This window comes from Clostridium sp. (assembly GCF_036643715.1).
In the GTDB taxonomy this organism is placed as follows: domain Bacteria; phylum Bacillota; class Clostridia; order Clostridiales; family Clostridiaceae; genus Clostridium.
This window is the reverse complement of the sequence record NZ_JAVXRL010000060.1, coordinates 1-16,577: the sequence shown is the minus strand read 5'-3', so window position 1 is coordinate 16,577 and position 16,577 is coordinate 1. Positions and strand designations below refer to the sequence as shown.

15 protein-coding genes, 1 tRNA gene and 2 pseudogenes are annotated in these 16,577 nt (G+C 27.5%); 5 read left to right on the top strand and 13 right to left on the bottom strand.

Annotated elements, in window-relative coordinates:
• The 5 genes and pseudogenes from RSF37_RS13290 to RSF37_RS13270 all read right to left on the bottom strand — a co-directional run.
• A pseudogene (locus RSF37_RS13290) lies at positions 1 to 230 on the bottom strand (site-specific integrase); the annotation flags it as partial.
• Positions 231 to 239: 9 nt separating this feature from the next.
• Positions 240 to 3,011 carry a hypothetical protein gene (locus RSF37_RS13285; protein WP_332564868.1) on the bottom strand — a complete coding sequence of 924 codons (2,772 nt, stop codon included), beginning with the start codon at positions 3,009 to 3,011 and terminating at the stop codon, positions 240 to 242.
• Positions 3,012 to 3,046: 35 nt separating this feature from the next.
• On the bottom strand, positions 3,047 to 4,357 hold the full coding sequence (locus RSF37_RS13280) for a tyrosine-type recombinase/integrase (protein WP_332564867.1): 1,311 nt from the start codon (positions 4,355 to 4,357) through the stop codon (positions 3,047 to 3,049).
• 186 nt (positions 4,358 to 4,543) lie between these two features.
• A pseudogene (locus RSF37_RS13275) lies at positions 4,544 to 5,323 on the bottom strand (M42 family metallopeptidase); the annotation flags it as partial.
• A 47-nt stretch (positions 5,324 to 5,370) separates the two neighbouring features.
• A complete protein-coding gene (locus RSF37_RS13270) occupies positions 5,371 to 6,156 on the bottom strand; it encodes a MerR family transcriptional regulator (RefSeq protein ID WP_332564866.1) in 786 nt (261 codons plus the stop codon).
• Between the two features lie 105 nt (positions 6,157 to 6,261).
• Here RSF37_RS13270 and RSF37_RS13265 point away from each other — a divergent pair, with 105 nt between their 5' ends.
• Positions 6,262 to 7,953, top strand: coding sequence for an FUSC family protein (locus tag RSF37_RS13265; protein ID WP_332564865.1), 1,692 nt, complete (start codon positions 6,262 to 6,264; stop codon positions 7,951 to 7,953).
• Between the two features lie 29 nt (positions 7,954 to 7,982).
• On the opposite strand, the gene RSF37_RS13260 is transcribed toward RSF37_RS13265, so the two are convergent.
• The 5 genes from RSF37_RS13260 to RSF37_RS13240 all read right to left on the bottom strand — a co-directional run bounded on the left by RSF37_RS13260 (position 7,983) and on the right by RSF37_RS13240 (position 12,783).
• Positions 7,983 to 8,846, bottom strand: a complete 864-nt coding sequence (locus RSF37_RS13260) for a sugar ABC transporter permease (RefSeq protein ID WP_332564864.1) — start codon at positions 8,844 to 8,846, stop codon at positions 7,983 to 7,985.
• A gap of 1 nt (position 8,847) precedes the next feature.
• Complete coding sequence (locus RSF37_RS13255; protein WP_332564863.1) at positions 8,848 to 9,774, bottom strand: carbohydrate ABC transporter permease; 927 nt, start codon at positions 9,772 to 9,774, stop codon at positions 8,848 to 8,850.
• Between the two features lie 103 nt (positions 9,775 to 9,877).
• Complete coding sequence (locus tag RSF37_RS13250) at positions 9,878 to 11,089, bottom strand: sugar ABC transporter substrate-binding protein (protein ID WP_332564862.1); 1,212 nt, start codon at positions 11,087 to 11,089, stop codon at positions 9,878 to 9,880.
• Between the two features lie 265 nt (positions 11,090 to 11,354).
• On the bottom strand, positions 11,355 to 12,341 hold the full coding sequence (locus tag RSF37_RS13245) for a Gfo/Idh/MocA family protein (RefSeq protein WP_332564861.1): 987 nt from the start codon (positions 12,339 to 12,341) through the stop codon (positions 11,355 to 11,357).
• A gap of 25 nt (positions 12,342 to 12,366) precedes the next feature.
• Complete coding sequence (locus RSF37_RS13240; RefSeq protein WP_332564860.1) at positions 12,367 to 12,783, bottom strand: universal stress protein; 417 nt, start codon at positions 12,781 to 12,783, stop codon at positions 12,367 to 12,369.
• 206 nt (positions 12,784 to 12,989) lie between these two features.
• Here RSF37_RS13240 and RSF37_RS13235 point away from each other — a divergent pair, with 206 nt between their 5' ends.
• Positions 12,990 to 13,196: a heavy-metal-associated domain-containing protein gene (locus RSF37_RS13235; protein WP_332564859.1), complete on the top strand. Its 207-nt coding sequence runs from the start codon at positions 12,990 to 12,992 to the stop codon at positions 13,194 to 13,196.
• 50 nt (positions 13,197 to 13,246) lie between these two features.
• Here the strand turns inward: RSF37_RS13235 and RSF37_RS13230 are convergent.
• Positions 13,247 to 13,322, bottom strand: a tRNA-Trp gene (locus tag RSF37_RS13230).
• Positions 13,323 to 13,370: 48 nt separating this feature from the next.
• A complete protein-coding gene (locus tag RSF37_RS13225) occupies positions 13,371 to 14,255 on the bottom strand; it encodes a metal ABC transporter substrate-binding protein (protein WP_332564858.1) in 885 nt (294 codons plus the stop codon).
• A 201-nt stretch (positions 14,256 to 14,456) separates the two neighbouring features.
• On the opposite strand from RSF37_RS13225, the gene tsaE reads away from it, so the two are divergent.
• The 3 genes from tsaE to rimI are packed head-to-tail and all read left to right on the top strand — an operon-like array spanning position 14,457 to position 16,058.
• Entirely contained in the window at positions 14,457 to 14,918 is a 462-nt protein-coding gene (gene tsaE / locus RSF37_RS13220) for a tRNA (adenosine(37)-N6)-threonylcarbamoyltransferase complex ATPase subunit type 1 TsaE (RefSeq protein WP_332564857.1), read from the top strand.
• The gene (gene tsaB / locus RSF37_RS13215) at positions 14,915 to 15,634 is read left to right on the top strand and encodes a tRNA (adenosine(37)-N6)-threonylcarbamoyltransferase complex dimerization subunit type 1 TsaB (protein ID WP_332564856.1); all 720 of its coding nucleotides are present in this window, start codon (positions 14,915 to 14,917) and stop codon (positions 15,632 to 15,634) included. The genes tsaE and tsaB overlap by 4 nt, the downstream gene beginning before the upstream one ends.
• Complete coding sequence (rimI, locus tag RSF37_RS13210; protein ID WP_332564855.1) at positions 15,615 to 16,058, top strand: ribosomal protein S18-alanine N-acetyltransferase; 444 nt, start codon at positions 15,615 to 15,617, stop codon at positions 16,056 to 16,058. Before tsaB ends, rimI begins: the two co-directional genes overlap by 20 nt.
• Positions 16,059 to 16,135: 77 nt before the next feature.
• Here the strand turns inward: rimI and RSF37_RS13205 are convergent, their stop codons facing one another.
• Positions 16,136 to 16,258 carry a hypothetical protein gene (locus tag RSF37_RS13205; RefSeq protein WP_332564854.1) on the bottom strand — a complete coding sequence of 41 codons (123 nt, stop codon included), beginning with the start codon at positions 16,256 to 16,258 and terminating at the stop codon, positions 16,136 to 16,138.
• Positions 16,259 to 16,577 lie beyond the last annotated feature (319 nt).

Sequence of the window (16,577 nt, the reverse complement as noted above, 5' to 3'; positions counted from 1 at the left end):
CTTAACCTTTTCATTTCAACTTCTGAAGGTAACATTATTACCTTTTCTATTCCACCTACAATCATTACCCATCTGTCATCAAAAAAGGAAATATCTTTTCTTATGTTTCCAGATAAAACTTTATTATTAAATAGTTCAAAATACCTGTTCTTATTTAATACATTAAATTCAACACTCTCTTCAATTATAATATCTATATCATTTAACTCTCGAAAAACTAAAGTACTCATATCCCCCTCCTATATCCCTTTGGCTAATCTTAAATATCTATTTATATCAATTACCTTTGTAATATTATCACCTAAAACGAGTGCTAAATCTGTTGCCACTGGTAAATATAATTCATTTATACTTTCAATAGCAATCTCTCTATCCAATTCAGTCTTAGCATACTCAAAATCATCTAAAACTATATTAAATTTCTTTTCAAATTCATATATAAAATACCTTAATGCAACCATAAAACTGCAGTCAATACACGTTTTTCTATTTAATGGACACCATTTTACCCTTACATTTTCTTCACTGTATTGTTCAGATTTTATCCTTGTTATTCCATGCCCATCTTCTCTAGTTATCTTAATTAAACATTTAGTTCCATACTCAATTCCATAACAATCACTTCCAAACAATATTTCTGATAATAATTTCTTCTTGTACCCTCCCATTTTTATAAATTTATCTATTTCTCTGCTAATAACTCCTATTTTATTAGAAATTTTTTTAATACTTTTCTCTATTGAATACGGTGTCATATTTAAGTTCAGAATATCTTTTATCTGCTCTTCATCACTCTTCAACCTAAACTCATCATCAATTAAACTTAAAAGCGTATATGCAATACTACCCATTGTACCAGTAGCAAATGCCTTCACCGATGCGTTAGATATATCTTTTTGCAAATATATTTTAGTTGTTTCTGATAACATTCTTTTATTTTGTATATGTCCTCGAGAAACCTGTGCAATGTAGTATGAATATGCTATTCCTAATTCCTCTACTTTTTCTTTCACATTTGTTAAAAAACCTTTATTCATTCTTACATTTTCAAAACTTCCATTTAAAATAAGTTCCAAATCTATATTGAAATTATCTTTTAATAATACCTGTATACTTTTATGTTCTACATATCTACCATTAAAAATCCTATGTTCCTTCCTATGCTTTTTATATTTAGAAAAATGAATTTGCCTATTAGCCTCATTAATACAAAGCAATAGTGCAATTTCATTAGTAAGTGAATCTGAAATTACACAATTTAGTTCTCCTTTATTTTTATTTGCTTTTAATTTCATTTTTTCAGTCATTTCCTCGATATATTTACATATTTCCTTTGCTAAGTTATATGTAATTTCATTTCCACTTTCTAACCATTCAATAAAGGACTCTCCATCAGTAACACCACTAATATAATGTAAATTAGGTGCTGGTAATTGTTCTATTAAATCTGTTTTTCTCCAAGAAACGCAATAATGCATAAATATGTATGTAACACAACTTGATAGATTCCAGTTTCGGTATAGTTTCTTTAACTCCTCCTTATTTCCGACTATGTCAATTAATTTAATTAATAATTCTATAAACTCTTCTTTTGTATAGGGTTCTTTTCTACTCTTATCCTTTTCATCAGTAAATTTATTCAAGTCAAAATTCTTCTCTCTAATCAAATAATTAATAAATTGAATAATCATACCTCTTAAATCCTGACTAGATGAAACTAATTTAATACTTCTTTCAAAAAATTCATTATTTTGTTCTTCATTTTCTTTACGCAAATCTTTAAATATACTATCTAATAATATATTGTACAAATTATAAAGCCTAGATACATATATAAATGTATTTGATGTGCCATTTTTAACTCTAACGAATTCTTTAAAATAATACATAAATTGAGGAAATTTCTCTTCTTTTTTATGAGGATTATATTTAATCTTAAGCATAACTTTGTCATACAAAGTATTTAGTTTAGAAAATTCATCATCGAATTTATCGTTCTGCAGATATCTATCTAATTCATCTTTCTTTAAGTAGTACTGATCCTTATACATTTTTAAAGTAAACCCATTATTTCTTGCCTTATTGATTTTTATTTTTGTATTAAATTTTTTGAGATCATCATTATTTATATAATTATTTTTGAAATCCAAAAACTCTTCATATTCTTTTTTACAAACAAAATTCCTACCTCTATTTATCCATATAGCCTTTACATTTGTTCCTTCAAATGTTCTTTGCATATCTCTGAACCTACCAGTAGTCCCTCCATATCCACCTATTAAATCTAATTCTTCATTACTTAGAGTAATATAATTATTCTTAAATTCCTTATCTGTTAAATTAAAGTATTCATCATAAGACATATTTATTAATTTAACTCTTTTTTCTCTTATATATTTATATAAATTTTTAATCACATTATCCACTGTACTTTTAGGATACAAGTTTCCACCACTAAAATTCCCAAGTTGTTCTACCCCTATAACTGGTAATTTATTATCTATTATATATTTAAAAATATTTTTTTCTTTATTATCAAATTCAATTCCTTTAAATAATTTATTAACTTCAACCAAAATGTCTTTTGTAGATATACATTGTAATTTTTCAACTTTCTTTACCTCATCTACAATTAAAGTAAAATCAGAATTATCTATAAACAGGTCATCCAATGAAATTAATGGTATTTGATATGCAAATAACTTACATCTAATTCTAGCCCTAATTCTACTCAATGTTTTTTTATCAAGTTTTGATGTTTTTTTTATTTCTGTTGCTACATAAGGTAACCCAATACTATTCTTAAATAATTCTACTGAATTATTTAAATATTCTTTTTTTATGTAAATAATACCATCCTTTGAATATATATTTTCTCCAATGCTATTTTTCTCTAAGATGATACTAATTCTATCTTTGAAACACCTTTTATTCATGTTACATATTTTATTTTCTAATAAATATTCTAAACATTCATCTGATGTAATATAATTTTCATTTATATTGTCCATAATCCTCCCCTAAACTTTATTATAATTTATTCTTTCTATTTATATGACTCACCATCTTTAACCGGCATATACAGTTTATCTTGACATTTCCTTATTATTTCTTTGCTTACTTTATTAGCATAACATTCTTGACTTTCTATACTTTCATGAGCCATAAAAAATTGAACCTCTCTCTTATTCATTCCTACCTCTTTTAGTATACCTTTAAAATAATGTCTCAAGGAATGAGGTGTCAGTTTTCTATTTGCTAACATCTCCTCTTCTTTAATAGCCTCAATATTTCCATGTAATATTTCTTCTTTAAGTGCTATATCTAATAATTTAGTCAATTTATCAAATCTATGTAAATAATCTCTATAACTCATTGCAAATCCTCTATTATTTATAAATAATGCTCCGTACTTATTGGGATATAATCCCTTTGATTTTAAGTAATCAATATGTATTTCATAGTAATTATATATTACTCTTGTAAATCCTGGATGTATTGGAATAATTATTTTACTCTTTATATTTCCTGTTGTTTTTATATCTGATCTTAAAATACTATCAAAAGAAAAATCCAAAGTTGCTCCAAACTCCTTATTTTTATACAATCCTTTTATACGCATCTCTACCATTTGAGTTATATACCCTACTCTTAATCCACAATATACACCTAATGCAATTCCAAAAGTAAGCATAGGGTCATTTTCTAATGAAAGTTCTAGCAACCTTTTTACTGCATAATCACCTGGTGAAATATTTTTTTCTCTTTTATTCTTTCTGCTAGAAGTTATTGGATTTACTATATGGTTAAGCCTTTCGCCTTCAGTAGAACAATATCCATTCCTAGAATTTTTAACAATCCTTCTAAAAGTAAAATCACTCTCTTTTATATATTTCATTTTGAATATTTTTCTATTTGAATATTTTTCCTTTTTACAACAAAGCCAATATATAAAATGGCTTATTGCGTAATTTGCTCTATTTACCATTCCTTTCGATTTCCATTCGGAATTATTTTTAGATAATTCACCTTGTGATAGTTTTTCTAAAAATTCTAATGTTATATCTAGTGTTAAATCTTCTATCCTACTTATTGGTTTTCTACTATCATTAAATATGAAATTTAAAAATCTTATTATAAATGTTAAATGAAAATTAGTTATTGTATTTATAGATTTATTTTTTAGCGTAAACCCCCTCCTTTTATCTTTTAAGTATTCTGTAAATGGATGTACCTTATCATTACTTCTCTCATATATACAAATGTGATATTTCATTTCATCCTTAATAGGTGTATTTATAATTACATAGAAAAACTCAATTCTATCTTTTGCGTTTATAGATTCTATTTTATTCATGACTCACTCAATACCCTCCTTTCCCTATTTTGAATATTTATATATTAACTTCAAATTTACTAACACTTTAGTTTTTACTATTTATTTATTTAAATAGTAAAAACTCTTGAATACTTATATAATCACATTTTCCCCAGTAATTATATAAATATTCAAGAGTTCTTCATTTTGTTTATATTATAATACACACATTGATACATCATATTCTGTACAATTTAAGTCATCTCCTATACATCCCATATCGACTGCTATCATCTCAGTAATATCTGAAGGAATGTATGATGAACCATGTCCAACCTCTTCATATGTTGAAATAAATAATTTTGTTTTATAATTTGGTACTATATTTTCTCTTTTAAATAATTCTAAAAGACTTATAAGACATGCAACACTACCTTTATCATCAATAAATCTTGATTTTAAAAATCCACTTTCAGTTACAGTTGTCTTTGGATTTATAAATATGAAATCTCCTGACATTATTCCAAGATTTAATACATCTTCTTTGTTTTTAACTACTTCATCTATTCTTATTTCCATATTTTCTGGTATTCTCTTCTTTGATGATGCATCTTCATAAACATGAACTGCAGCACTATCACTTAAAAATGTTCCTGTATACTCTCTGCCATCTCTAGTTCTTATAGTGCAATACTCACTATCAAGTGTTGGTACTATAGGACCTCCAACTAATGTGAACTTAAGAGTTCCCTTACTTGTAATTGACCTAACCATAGCCCCTAAAGTATCTACGTGAGATGATAATCCTACTACTTTTTCATCACTCTTTCCTTCAACAGTTATTATTCCACAGCCTTTGTTTGTTCTCTCAAATTTATATCCTAAATAATTAACTTTCTCTTCAATTAAGTCCATTATTTCAAAACAAAAACCACTTGGACTATTGAATTCTAATATTTCTTTAGCTGTATTTAGTACATAATCTTTATTAACTTTTAAATCCATAAGTTCCTCTCCTTCTCAATATGTTTTTATATATTATAACATTTTATTTATATTAATACTTGAAGCTCAAACTCTTCTTTTGGCATTGTATATAAAACAACATTTAGACAAATTCCTTTAGTAACTATATCATTTTCCCTAATATATTCTCTTAACTTCCTTACAGCTTCTTCCCTTTTATTTTCCTTATAAGATAAACAAAGGTACGTTCCTTCTGGAATTATAAGATTATTATGTTCCTCATTATTTTTAACTCTCATAAAAATATTAGTACTCTTTTTGCATATATTATTGTAATCTTTAAGAAATATCCCCTTTTCTATTACTCTTTTATTACATACTTTTTTATTTTCACTTTTAAATTTTTCAAATATATCTTCCCTGTTTTCAACTATATATTCACTACTTTTATTAATTCTTTTACATACCGCATACCTCTTGCCAATATTCTTAACATAAACATGTGGTATATTACTTCTCTTCATGCTATATTCCATATTTGATTTCATATCAATAATATCTTCTTTTATAATCTTTAAATTTTCTATTTCATTTTCTATTTCGTTTATTTTACTATGAAGAAATAATATGAATTTCTCTGAGCTAGTTTCCTCATTAAGTATCATCTTTATTTCCTTTAACGGAACTCCTATTTTTCTTAAATATTTTATAAATCTAAGTTGCCTAAACTGATCACCAACATAATATCTATATCCTGTTTTTTCATCTACATGCTCAGGTTTAAATAAATCTATCTTATCGTAATTCCTTAGTCTATCTATTGAAAGTTCTCCTATTTTTGCTACTTCACCAATAGAATAATATTTTTTCATAATAAATCACCTTCCTTATAAATACGCTCTTTACTCTAGTATAATACTATAGTTTATAATTTACTTCTAAACAATAAAAAATTTTATAAAAGGAGTGATTTTATTATGGATAAACAAAAATTAATTATAAGCTTATACAAAGCATTATTTACAGTTGTTATGATAATTGGTTATAAAGTCTTATTTGGTCCATCTAATGTATGTATTGGACTTATGGTCGCCTTTAGTGCAATATCATTTTTAAAATTAGATTTCACCTTGTATCCAGTATATAGAAGTACTGTTTTCATAATACTAAGTTTCTTCTTGCTTATTATGTCATTTATTGCAGGGTTAAACCCATTTATAGGACTCATTATAAATGTATTTACACTTTTCATAGTTTCATATATATACATGAAAGATTCTAAAAGTATGATTTCTTACTTATTTCTATTTATATACATTTATATGGTAAGTACCCCTATCACAATAGAACTTATTCCTGAAAGACTATTATCATTGTTATTCGGAATTTTTATAATAATAGGTAGTCAGTTTTTATTTAATAAAAATAAGTTTAAAACTTCATCTTCATCAATAATAGTCGAAGGATTATATACTATAAAAGATGAAATAGAAAATGTTCTTTCTAATAGTTCTAATTATGACAAAACATCAATAATGGATACTAAGCTTAGAAAACTTTTAAACTTAATTAACGATCAAAATTCAAGCATTATTTTTTCTACAGTATTATTAAAACCATATTTTAATATTGCAGTAACTTTAGAAAGATTGCCAATAGTTCTTAATAAAATGGCTACATCAACTAACGTGATAGATAGGGAACAATTTTTAAAGGATGTGAATATTGAAATTTCAAATGTTATAAATATTTTATTAAAGAAAAAATGCACTACTTGTACTAACTTTTCTTTTAAGTATAAAGATTTATTAACTGAATCAGATTGTGCTAAAGAATGTGCTGAATTAATTAAAATACTTTATTTAAATATTTCTGTACTAAATAATCCATTAACTAGAATGAAAATTAGTTTAAAAGATGTATTTAAGAACATGGAGGATTTTAAGAGGAACTCTATAGGCTTTAATTTCTCTATTAAAGTTGCAATTGCAGTATCTTTTTCACTTTTCTTTGTTCATTTATTTAATATACGTAATGGAAATTGGATTGTAATTACTATATACGTGTTACTTCAACCCTTTGCATCTGATACGATTATTAAAACTAAAAAAAGAGTTAAAGGAACAATAATAGGTGTATTTTTATCTATTATTATATTTGGAGTTTTTCAAAGTCATATTCCTGAAAGTCTGTTACTAATTCCAGTATTATTTTTATATTTTTATGCAACTGATTACTATATTAAAGTTATCTTTACATGCATACTATCTTTAAGTATTAATCTAAGCACTGGAACTTTAGAGTATCTTTCAATAGGAAGATTTTCTTTTATAATTATTGGATGTGTTATTGCATTATTATTTAATAAATATTTTATGCCCTATGATGCTACCCTTCATACAAATTCATTAAAAGAAAAGTATTTAAAACTTTCTAATGCTATGACTGATGAACTTAGTAATATAATTAATGGAACATCTGATGAAAATACTTTAATAAAACTTGCATTGAATTGTAATTCTATTGAAAGTAAACTACTAATAACTGCAAATAGTTCTAATGATTCTTCTTTAAAAGAAATATTAGATACTGAGTATAAAACAATAAGCTCTATACGTTTTTGTATCTTAAATATTTATTCTTCTAAACTTGAAAGGAGTTTGTCTTAAATTTAATAGACAAACTCCTTTATTCTTATTTATTCTTTTACTGAACCAGCTGTAAGACCGCTTGCTATAAACTTTTGGCTAGCCATAAATAATATTACAATTGGTGTTGATGCCATAATTGCAGCCGCTGAATACTGACTCCAATTGGCTGAGAAATTATTTGTTATAAACTGCTTAAGTCCTGTTGCTATAGTTTGATTAGATGCATCTTTTAAAAGTGATGATGTAAATATAAATTCACTATATGCTGCAATAAATGCAAATAAGAATATAACAATTAACATGTTCCTTGTAAGTGGCAGTATTATTTTTATAAATACTTGGAATGTACTTGCACCATCCACATAAGCTGCCTCCACTAAGTCATTTGGTATACCATCAATAAATCCTTTAAGTAGCCAAATATTATAAGCACTTCCTCCTCCTATAATAAGTATTAGTACCCAGGATTTATCCATAAGTCCTAAAGTATATACAACTCCAAGAATTGCAGGTAATGCCATTATAGATGGGAACATTTGAAGTATAAGAAGTCCCATTAGTCCTTTCTTCCTTCCTCTAAACTTAAGTTTAGAAAATGCAAAGGCTGCTGGTATTGACATACATAATTGAAGTAATGCTACAGAAACACATATCTTTAATGAATTTTTCATCCAAAGAAGGAATTCTGTTTCTACTAAAACTTCTTTATAATTTTCTAGAGTAAACTTCTCTGGGAAAAATGTTGATTGTACAAATGATTCTCCTGGTGCCATTGAGGATGATATAACTGCGACTATTGGTATTAAAGTTATTACTATTATTACCCATATAAAAATCCTACTTAGTAAAAGTGTTCTCTTCTCACCTTTTGTTAACTTTTTCTTGTATTTAAACTTTTCTTTATTTCTCATTTTAATCTTCCTCCTCAAACTGTTTTGATGCCTTCATTTGAGTGTAGGATATAGTTGCAACTATTATAAATATTATTATGCTAAGGGCTGATGCTATATCATACCTTCCAAACTGCGTAGATAATTTATAATTAGTTGATGCTAAAATATCTGTATATCCTGCAAATTGAGTTCCAATTCTTGCAGGCCCCCCTTGGGTTATTAAATAAGCTGTATTAAAGTTATTAAAGTTAAATGCAAAGGCTGAAATTATAAGTGGATATGAAGTTACTGCTATTGATGGAAGTGTTATTTTAGTAAACTGTTTCCACTTATTAGCACCATCAATTTTAGCTGCCTCAAAATAAGTTTCTGGAATTGCAGCTATTGCTCCCATACATACATTCATCATATACGGGAATCCAAGCCATATATTAACTAATATTAGTGATAGTCTTGCCATATTTGGATCTGTAAGCCATCCTATTGGTTCTTTTATTATATTTAAGTTTAAAAGCATAGTATTTATAGCACCATAACTTCCATTTAAAAGTCCTTGCCATGAAAGTATAGCAACTGTAACTGGAAGCGCCCATGGTATTATAAGAAGCCCTTTATATATTATTGATTCTTTCATATTTTTATTGCTTAATATAATTGCAAGTAAAAGTCCAAATAAAAAACAACCAATAGTTGATACTAGTGCAAAGAATATTGTCCACATTAGTACAGGTATAAATACATCTTTAAAAGGCCCTGCAAATATATCAATAAAGTTACTAAACCCAACTACATTTACATCTCCTTTACTGAACATAGTATAGTCTGTAAATGCAATGTATATTGTGTATATTATAGGTAGTATAGTGAATATTACAATAGAAAAAATGGCTGGTGCAAGATATTTATATGCTTTCTTCTTTCCTTTTTTCTTATAATTCTTCTTCAAAAAAATCACCTCCTATATTATTTGAGTTACTATAAAACAAGGCTTATAAATAGTCTTTTTAAAGAACTTTTTATAAGCCTTATAACTTTTCAGATTAATTTATTTATTTTTGTTGTTTTATTCCTTCTTTTATTTGTTTTACTATCTCTTCTCCACATTTTTCTGGAGTTATTTTATCGTTAGCTAAAAGTTTTAAATTATCTGCAGCTGGTGTCCACATAGCTTGAACTTCTGGTATATTTGGCATTGGAACTGCTTTTTCAGCTTGTTTTACAAATCCGCTTATATACTCATCTTTCTTTACTGCATCTGATTCTAATTGTGATTTTGTTGCTGGAATTCTACTTCCTTTTTCATAAACTATATTTGAGCAATCTTCAGCTAAGTAAGTTAATAGTTCAAATGCTGTATCTTTATTTGCAGATTTTTCTGATACAAATCCAACTTGAACGCCCATAAATGATGGTGTTTCATTTCCGTTTAATGTAGGAAGTGGCATTACTCCAAAGTTTAATCCTGCCTCTTTTGCAGCACCAACATTCCAAGGTCCTGAAATATAAAATGCAGTCTTACCTGACATGAATTCACCTTTTGCTAAGTCTTCGCTAATATCAGCTGGCATTACTTTATCTTTTAATACTAAATCTTGTATAAATTTATATCCTTTTATAGCACCTTCATTTCCCATTCCTATATCACTTGGATCTAATGTACCGTTATTGTTTTTATAAACATAACCTCCATTTGCCGCAACTAATCCGAATGATAAATAGAAGTCTGTTAAATTATATTTAAATCCGCTCTTCTTACCAATTTCAACTACTTCTTCCATAGTCTTTGGAACTTCTTTAACTAAATCCTTATTATAGAAAAGTGCTGAAGTCTCTTGTGCTAATGGGAATGCATATTTCTTTCCTTCTAAAGTTACAGCATCAATTAAGTTCTTTGAAGCATACTTACTATCATCTAATTTCCCTTCAGGTATTTCGGAAACTATTCCAGCTTTTTGGAAAGTTCCAAGGTTATCATGCGGATATCCAAGCATTATATCTGGTCCTTCTGGACTATTTGCTGCTTGAATTAAAGCTTGGAAATCTCCTTTATCCTCAACAACCTTTACTTCAACGTTATTCTTTTCTCCCCACTCACTTGCAACCTTCTGAACTTCATCTACTTCTGCCTTAGTTAAATGAGACCAAATCGTAATACTCTTCTTTTCACCTGTAGTACCACTATCACTTTTTCCACATCCAACAAATAAACTTGTTGCCATAATGCCAGCAATAAGAGCTGCTAACAATTTTCTTTTTTTCATAACTAATCTTCCCCCTATAATTTATTTTTTAATTAATACCCTCTCACTTTTTTTATCAATTATATGAAGTTTATCAAAATTTATAGTTATAATAATATGCCCACTCTCTTTTCATCTAGTCATCGTTTACATAAGCTACCTAGCTCTTATCCTGACATTCTAATCTCCCCTTTAGTCAGTCTCCTATTTAATTGTATTCACTAATATATAATTTATTCCAAAGAAAAAAGAACCTATTTTACATAGGTTCTCTTAAAAGTTATATTTACTTATCTGCTGGAAATTCTAATCCTGTTTGTTTTCTTATATTATCCATTAACCCAATTGATATTAATGAATTCTCATGAGAATTTAAATTTGATTCTCTTTTTCCTTCATTAACACACTTTATAAATTCATCAATTTCGTAATACATATCATTTTCTAACGGTTCTATAGAAATTTTTTCTTCTCTTCCATCTCTATAAACTATCTTAACATCCTCAAAATGAATATTACTAATTACTATCCTTCCATCTTCACCTTGGATTTCTGATGGAAGCTTTGAATCACTTATTTTTGAATACATTATTATTCCATTAAAGTCTTCATAGTTAAATATTGCAGAGCCTTCTCCATCAACACCATTACTTAAAAATATACTATCTGCTATAACTTTGTTTGGTTTTCCAAATAAACTTACCATAGGATGAATACAGTAAACACCAATATCCATAAGTGCTCCATTTGATAAATCTTTATTAAATGCATTAAGTATAATTCCGTCTTTAAAAGAATCGTATCTAGATGAATACTGGCAATAGCTTGCAAAGTACCTTCTAACTTTTCCTATTTTACATAAATTCTCTTTGATTTTTAAAAAGTTTGGAAGAACTGTAAGTCTCATAGCTTCCATTAAAAGCACATCATTTTCTGTTGCTACATTAACCATTTCACTTACTTCTTTTAAGTTAGAAGCCATTGGTTTTTCACATAAAACATGCTTTTTATTTTTCATACATAATATACTTTGTGATTTATGCAAAAAGTTAGGTGATGCTATATATACAGCATCAATATCTTTGCACGTTGCAAACTCATCTAAACTATCAAAAAAGTTTGTTGCTCCATATGGTTTTCCAAACTCTTTAGCCTTACTCTTATCTCTTGAATAAACTGAAGTAAGTTCAAACTTTTCATGCTTTAAGGCAGCCTCTAAAAAGTTATGTACTATTTTACCTGTTCCTATGATTCCAAATCTTATCTTCTTCATTTAAAATCCCCTTTTTTATTATTTTTTAATAAACTTCAGGTATTATTATTAGTGCACATTTTGCTCTTTTTGCAACATGAGCAGTTACTGATCCTACGAATATTGTAAACTTCTTCTTTGTATTCTTTGCCATAATAATAGTATCAGTATTATTATCTTCTGCATAAGATAATATTTCATCCCCTGCATAACCAAATAAAAGTTCTTTTTTACAATCATATCCCTCTATTTCTTTTCTTGCTTCTTGTAATACTCTCTTACCAATAATTTCTGCATCTTTTATTTCTTCTGAAACAGCCATTCCATTAATGAATACTATTTCTCTAACATGAATTAATGTAACAGCTACATCTTCTGGCTTAAAGTTATCCTTTAAATAATTTAGTGATATTAAGCTTCTGTCGCTTCCATCGATTGGTATTAAAATATTTTTCTTTGCCATAAAAAACACCCTCTTCTCTCTCATTTGTTATTATATATTGTTTTCTATATTATATCTCTTTCTTCCTGCCTAATACTTATAATAATTATTCATTTAATATATTGTTAACTATTTATGTTAATACTTAATAAATTAACCTTTAATTAAATGAAGTCATTCTGAACATACTATAAGTGTAATTTCTTATAAGTAAAGGAGGTAACAATATGAATAGAGAGCATTATGTAGTTAATGGATTAGTTAATGAAAGCGTTAAAACTCAAATGAAAAATTCATTAGAAAAAATTGATGGGGTTAATAAAGTTTGTGTAGATCTTGGGCGTGGAAGTGTTGAAGTAATATATGGTGAGCCAGCTACAAAATCAGAAATAGAAAACTGTATAGAAAGTACTGGACATCAAATTACATATTAATATCAAAAAAAGCTAGAAACTTTACGTTTCTAGCTTTCTTCTTGTCATTATGGCAGGGGCACTAGGACTTGAACCCAGAACCAATGGTTTTGGAGACCACTACTCTACCAATTGAGCCATACCCCTTCAAGACAATAATGATTATAATATATATGTCATAAAAAATCAACAATTTTATTTATTTTTATTGTTCAAGCTATTAATTTGTTCTATATTATATGTTATAAGCTCATCAAACCCTTTATTTTGATCATAAGTTTGAAGGTTTATAGTTTTATATTTATCTACATTCTTATTATCCTTAGCTGCCTTATCCTTTACAAATACAAGATCATTTTCTTTTAAAGAATGTGCTTTAGCATACTCTTCAACAGTTTCACCTTTTTTAAGTACATTTAATTCTAACCCAAGGCTTTTAAAGAAATATTCAAATGTTTTATCTTCTGCTACAAATGTATATTTATTATTACTATCAAAGTTTTTATCAAATTCCTTTTTAGAATCTTCTATTCTTTTAATTATTGTATCGTAATTTTTTGAATAGTAATCTCTATTTGCTGGATCCTTTTCTTGAAGTGCGGATTTTGCATTGTATAACATTATCTTATATTCAGCTATTCCAAGGTAATAATATGGACTAACCTTTTCTTTGTTATCAACTTCATACTTCAATTCTCTTATTCCTCTTGATAAATTTATAACTCCAAGAGAACTCTTATTTAACTTTCCTATCATTTCACCTATCCAAGCATTTTCATTTCCAGCTCCTGAGTAAAAGAACAGGTCCATATTTGATATATTTAGAACTGCTTTATCATCATATTTATAATCTTTTATTTCGTCAAAGTTACTAAACATATATTCGATATTATGTTTATCTCCTGATAATTCCTTTAGCATCTTATATTGTGCTTTATCTGTAGTTATGATATTTAAATAAACATCTCTACTTTCCTTATCACTTTCTGACGTATCTGCCATTAGTGTTTTAGAAAATCCTCCAAGGCCTAAAAAAAACGCTGCTGTTATAATTAGCATCGCAGCTGTTATTTTCTTCATGCTTTCACCTCTCTATAATCCTATCCTATATAATTATATTAAAATTCTCACCCATTATACTGTAAATATTTGTTCATTTAATTTTACACTTTTTATTTTTATATTGCAATTACTTTTCTATGACTTTTACTTTTCTTTTTTTTAATTTTTGGATAGAATATAAGGATAGGTTAAGATTAGATATGAAAGGAGCCTGATTTTATGGAATTTGAAGTTAATAGTATTTCTGAAACTACAACAATTGGTGAAGCTTTAGGTAAACTTGTAAATGCTGGAGATATTCTATGTTTAACTGGTGAACTTGGAACTGGTAAAACTCATATTACAAAAGGTATTGCTACAGGACTTGGAGTTAGTGATAATATAACAAGCCCAACTTTTAATATTGTAAATGAATATGATTCAGGAAGACTTAAGCTAAATCACTTTGATGTTTATAGAGTTAGCGATCCTGATGAAATTTATGCAATTGGATTTGATGATTATATCTTCTCTGATGCAGTTTCAATAATTGAATGGGCAAACTATATAGAAGAAATTTTACCTAATGATTTTTTACATATATACATTCAAAAGGATTTATCAAAGGGAGAAGATTATAGAAAAATTACTTTAACTCCTTATGGTGAAAAATATCAATATATAAAGGAGTTGTCTTTATGATAGTTTTAAGTGTGGATTCATCTTCAAAGTGCGCAACAGCTGCACTATTAAAAGATGATATTCTTTTAGGAGAATATACTTTAAATAATAAACGTGAACATTCTGTTCTTCTTATGGGAATAATAGAACAATTATTAACTGATACAGGAGTTTCAATTGATGATGTAGATGGATTTGTAGTTTCTAAAGGTCCTGGTTCATTTACAGGTCTTCGTATTGGAATGGCTACAATAAAAGGTCTTAGCTTCGGTGCTAATAAACCTTACGTAAGTGTCTCTACTCTTGAAGGCTTAGCATACTCTATATCATCATTTGATGGAATTATATGCCCTATTATGGATGCCTTAAGAGAAAATGTTTATACAGCTATATATAAAGTAATAAATGGAAAGATGGAAGCTATAGTAGATTGTACTTCAATGGATATTGATGAACTTACAACTAAGCTTAATTCACTAAATGAGAAAGTTCTTTTCACTGGTGATGGTGTCTCAAAACATAAGGATTACTTATTAGAACATATGGATAATATATCATTTGCTCCTACTCATTTAAATACTGTAAGAGCATCTCAGATAGGTGAAATAGGTTTAAACCTTCTCAAAAACGGAGTTAAAGATGATGAGAATTCAGCACCTTTATACTTAAAGAAACCTCAAGCTGTTCGTGAGCTTGAAAGTAGACTTAAGATGACTAATGGAGAAAATAACTCTTAATGTTATGAACATTATGGATGTAGAAGGTGTTCATAATGTCAGTAATTTAAGTCTTAAAGAAGGATGGAGCCTTTTAGAAATTTCTAAAGAGATCTCTAATGAATTAGCGCATTATATTGTTCTTAAAGATAATGATAAAGTAATAGCCTTCGCTGGTGCATGGATTGTTGCAGATGAAGGTCAAATTACTAATGTAGCTGTTCATCCAAATTACAGGGGGAAAGGCTACGGAAATAAAGTTATGAAGGCTTTAATAGACCATTTAACTTCTAAGGAATGTTACGATATAACCTTAGAAGTTAGAGAGTCAAACAAAATAGCCCAAAACCTTTACGAATCTCTTGGTTTTAAAAACGAAGGGATTCGAAAAAACTTTTATGAAGATAATAAGGAAAGCGCAGTTATAATGTGGCTTCATAAGTAAAAAAATAAAATCCCCAGGGCAATCAAGTAAAAATGTTTTACTTAACTCCCTTGGGGATTTTAGCATCAAATAAATTGTTATTTGCCTCTTTTTTCATTTGCTTTAATTTCTCTCGCCATCTTTTCTTCTTCTTTTCTGACTTCATTCATCTTTTCTTTGTTTGTTTTTATAACAACTTCATCATATCTTTTTTGTCCCATAATTCTCATTCCTTTCATTCATGTCTGTCTAATAATCTCTGTCCAAATCTTGATTTAATATTAGCACTAAATTTTATAAGGGTAAACTTTATCACAAGTCATTTAAAGTCATATTTTATCATCTATATATACATTTACCCTTTTAATTAAACCTAGTACTTTTTGCTTCTATTTACTCTATTTATCTTCATTTATATCCTAATTCTTATATCTTTTACATATAGTTTATTTTAGTAACATCTAGTTGAAATATGTAATAAAAAAGAAGTTAGAAGAATATATAATACTTATCTAACTTCTTACATTATTTTAAACTATT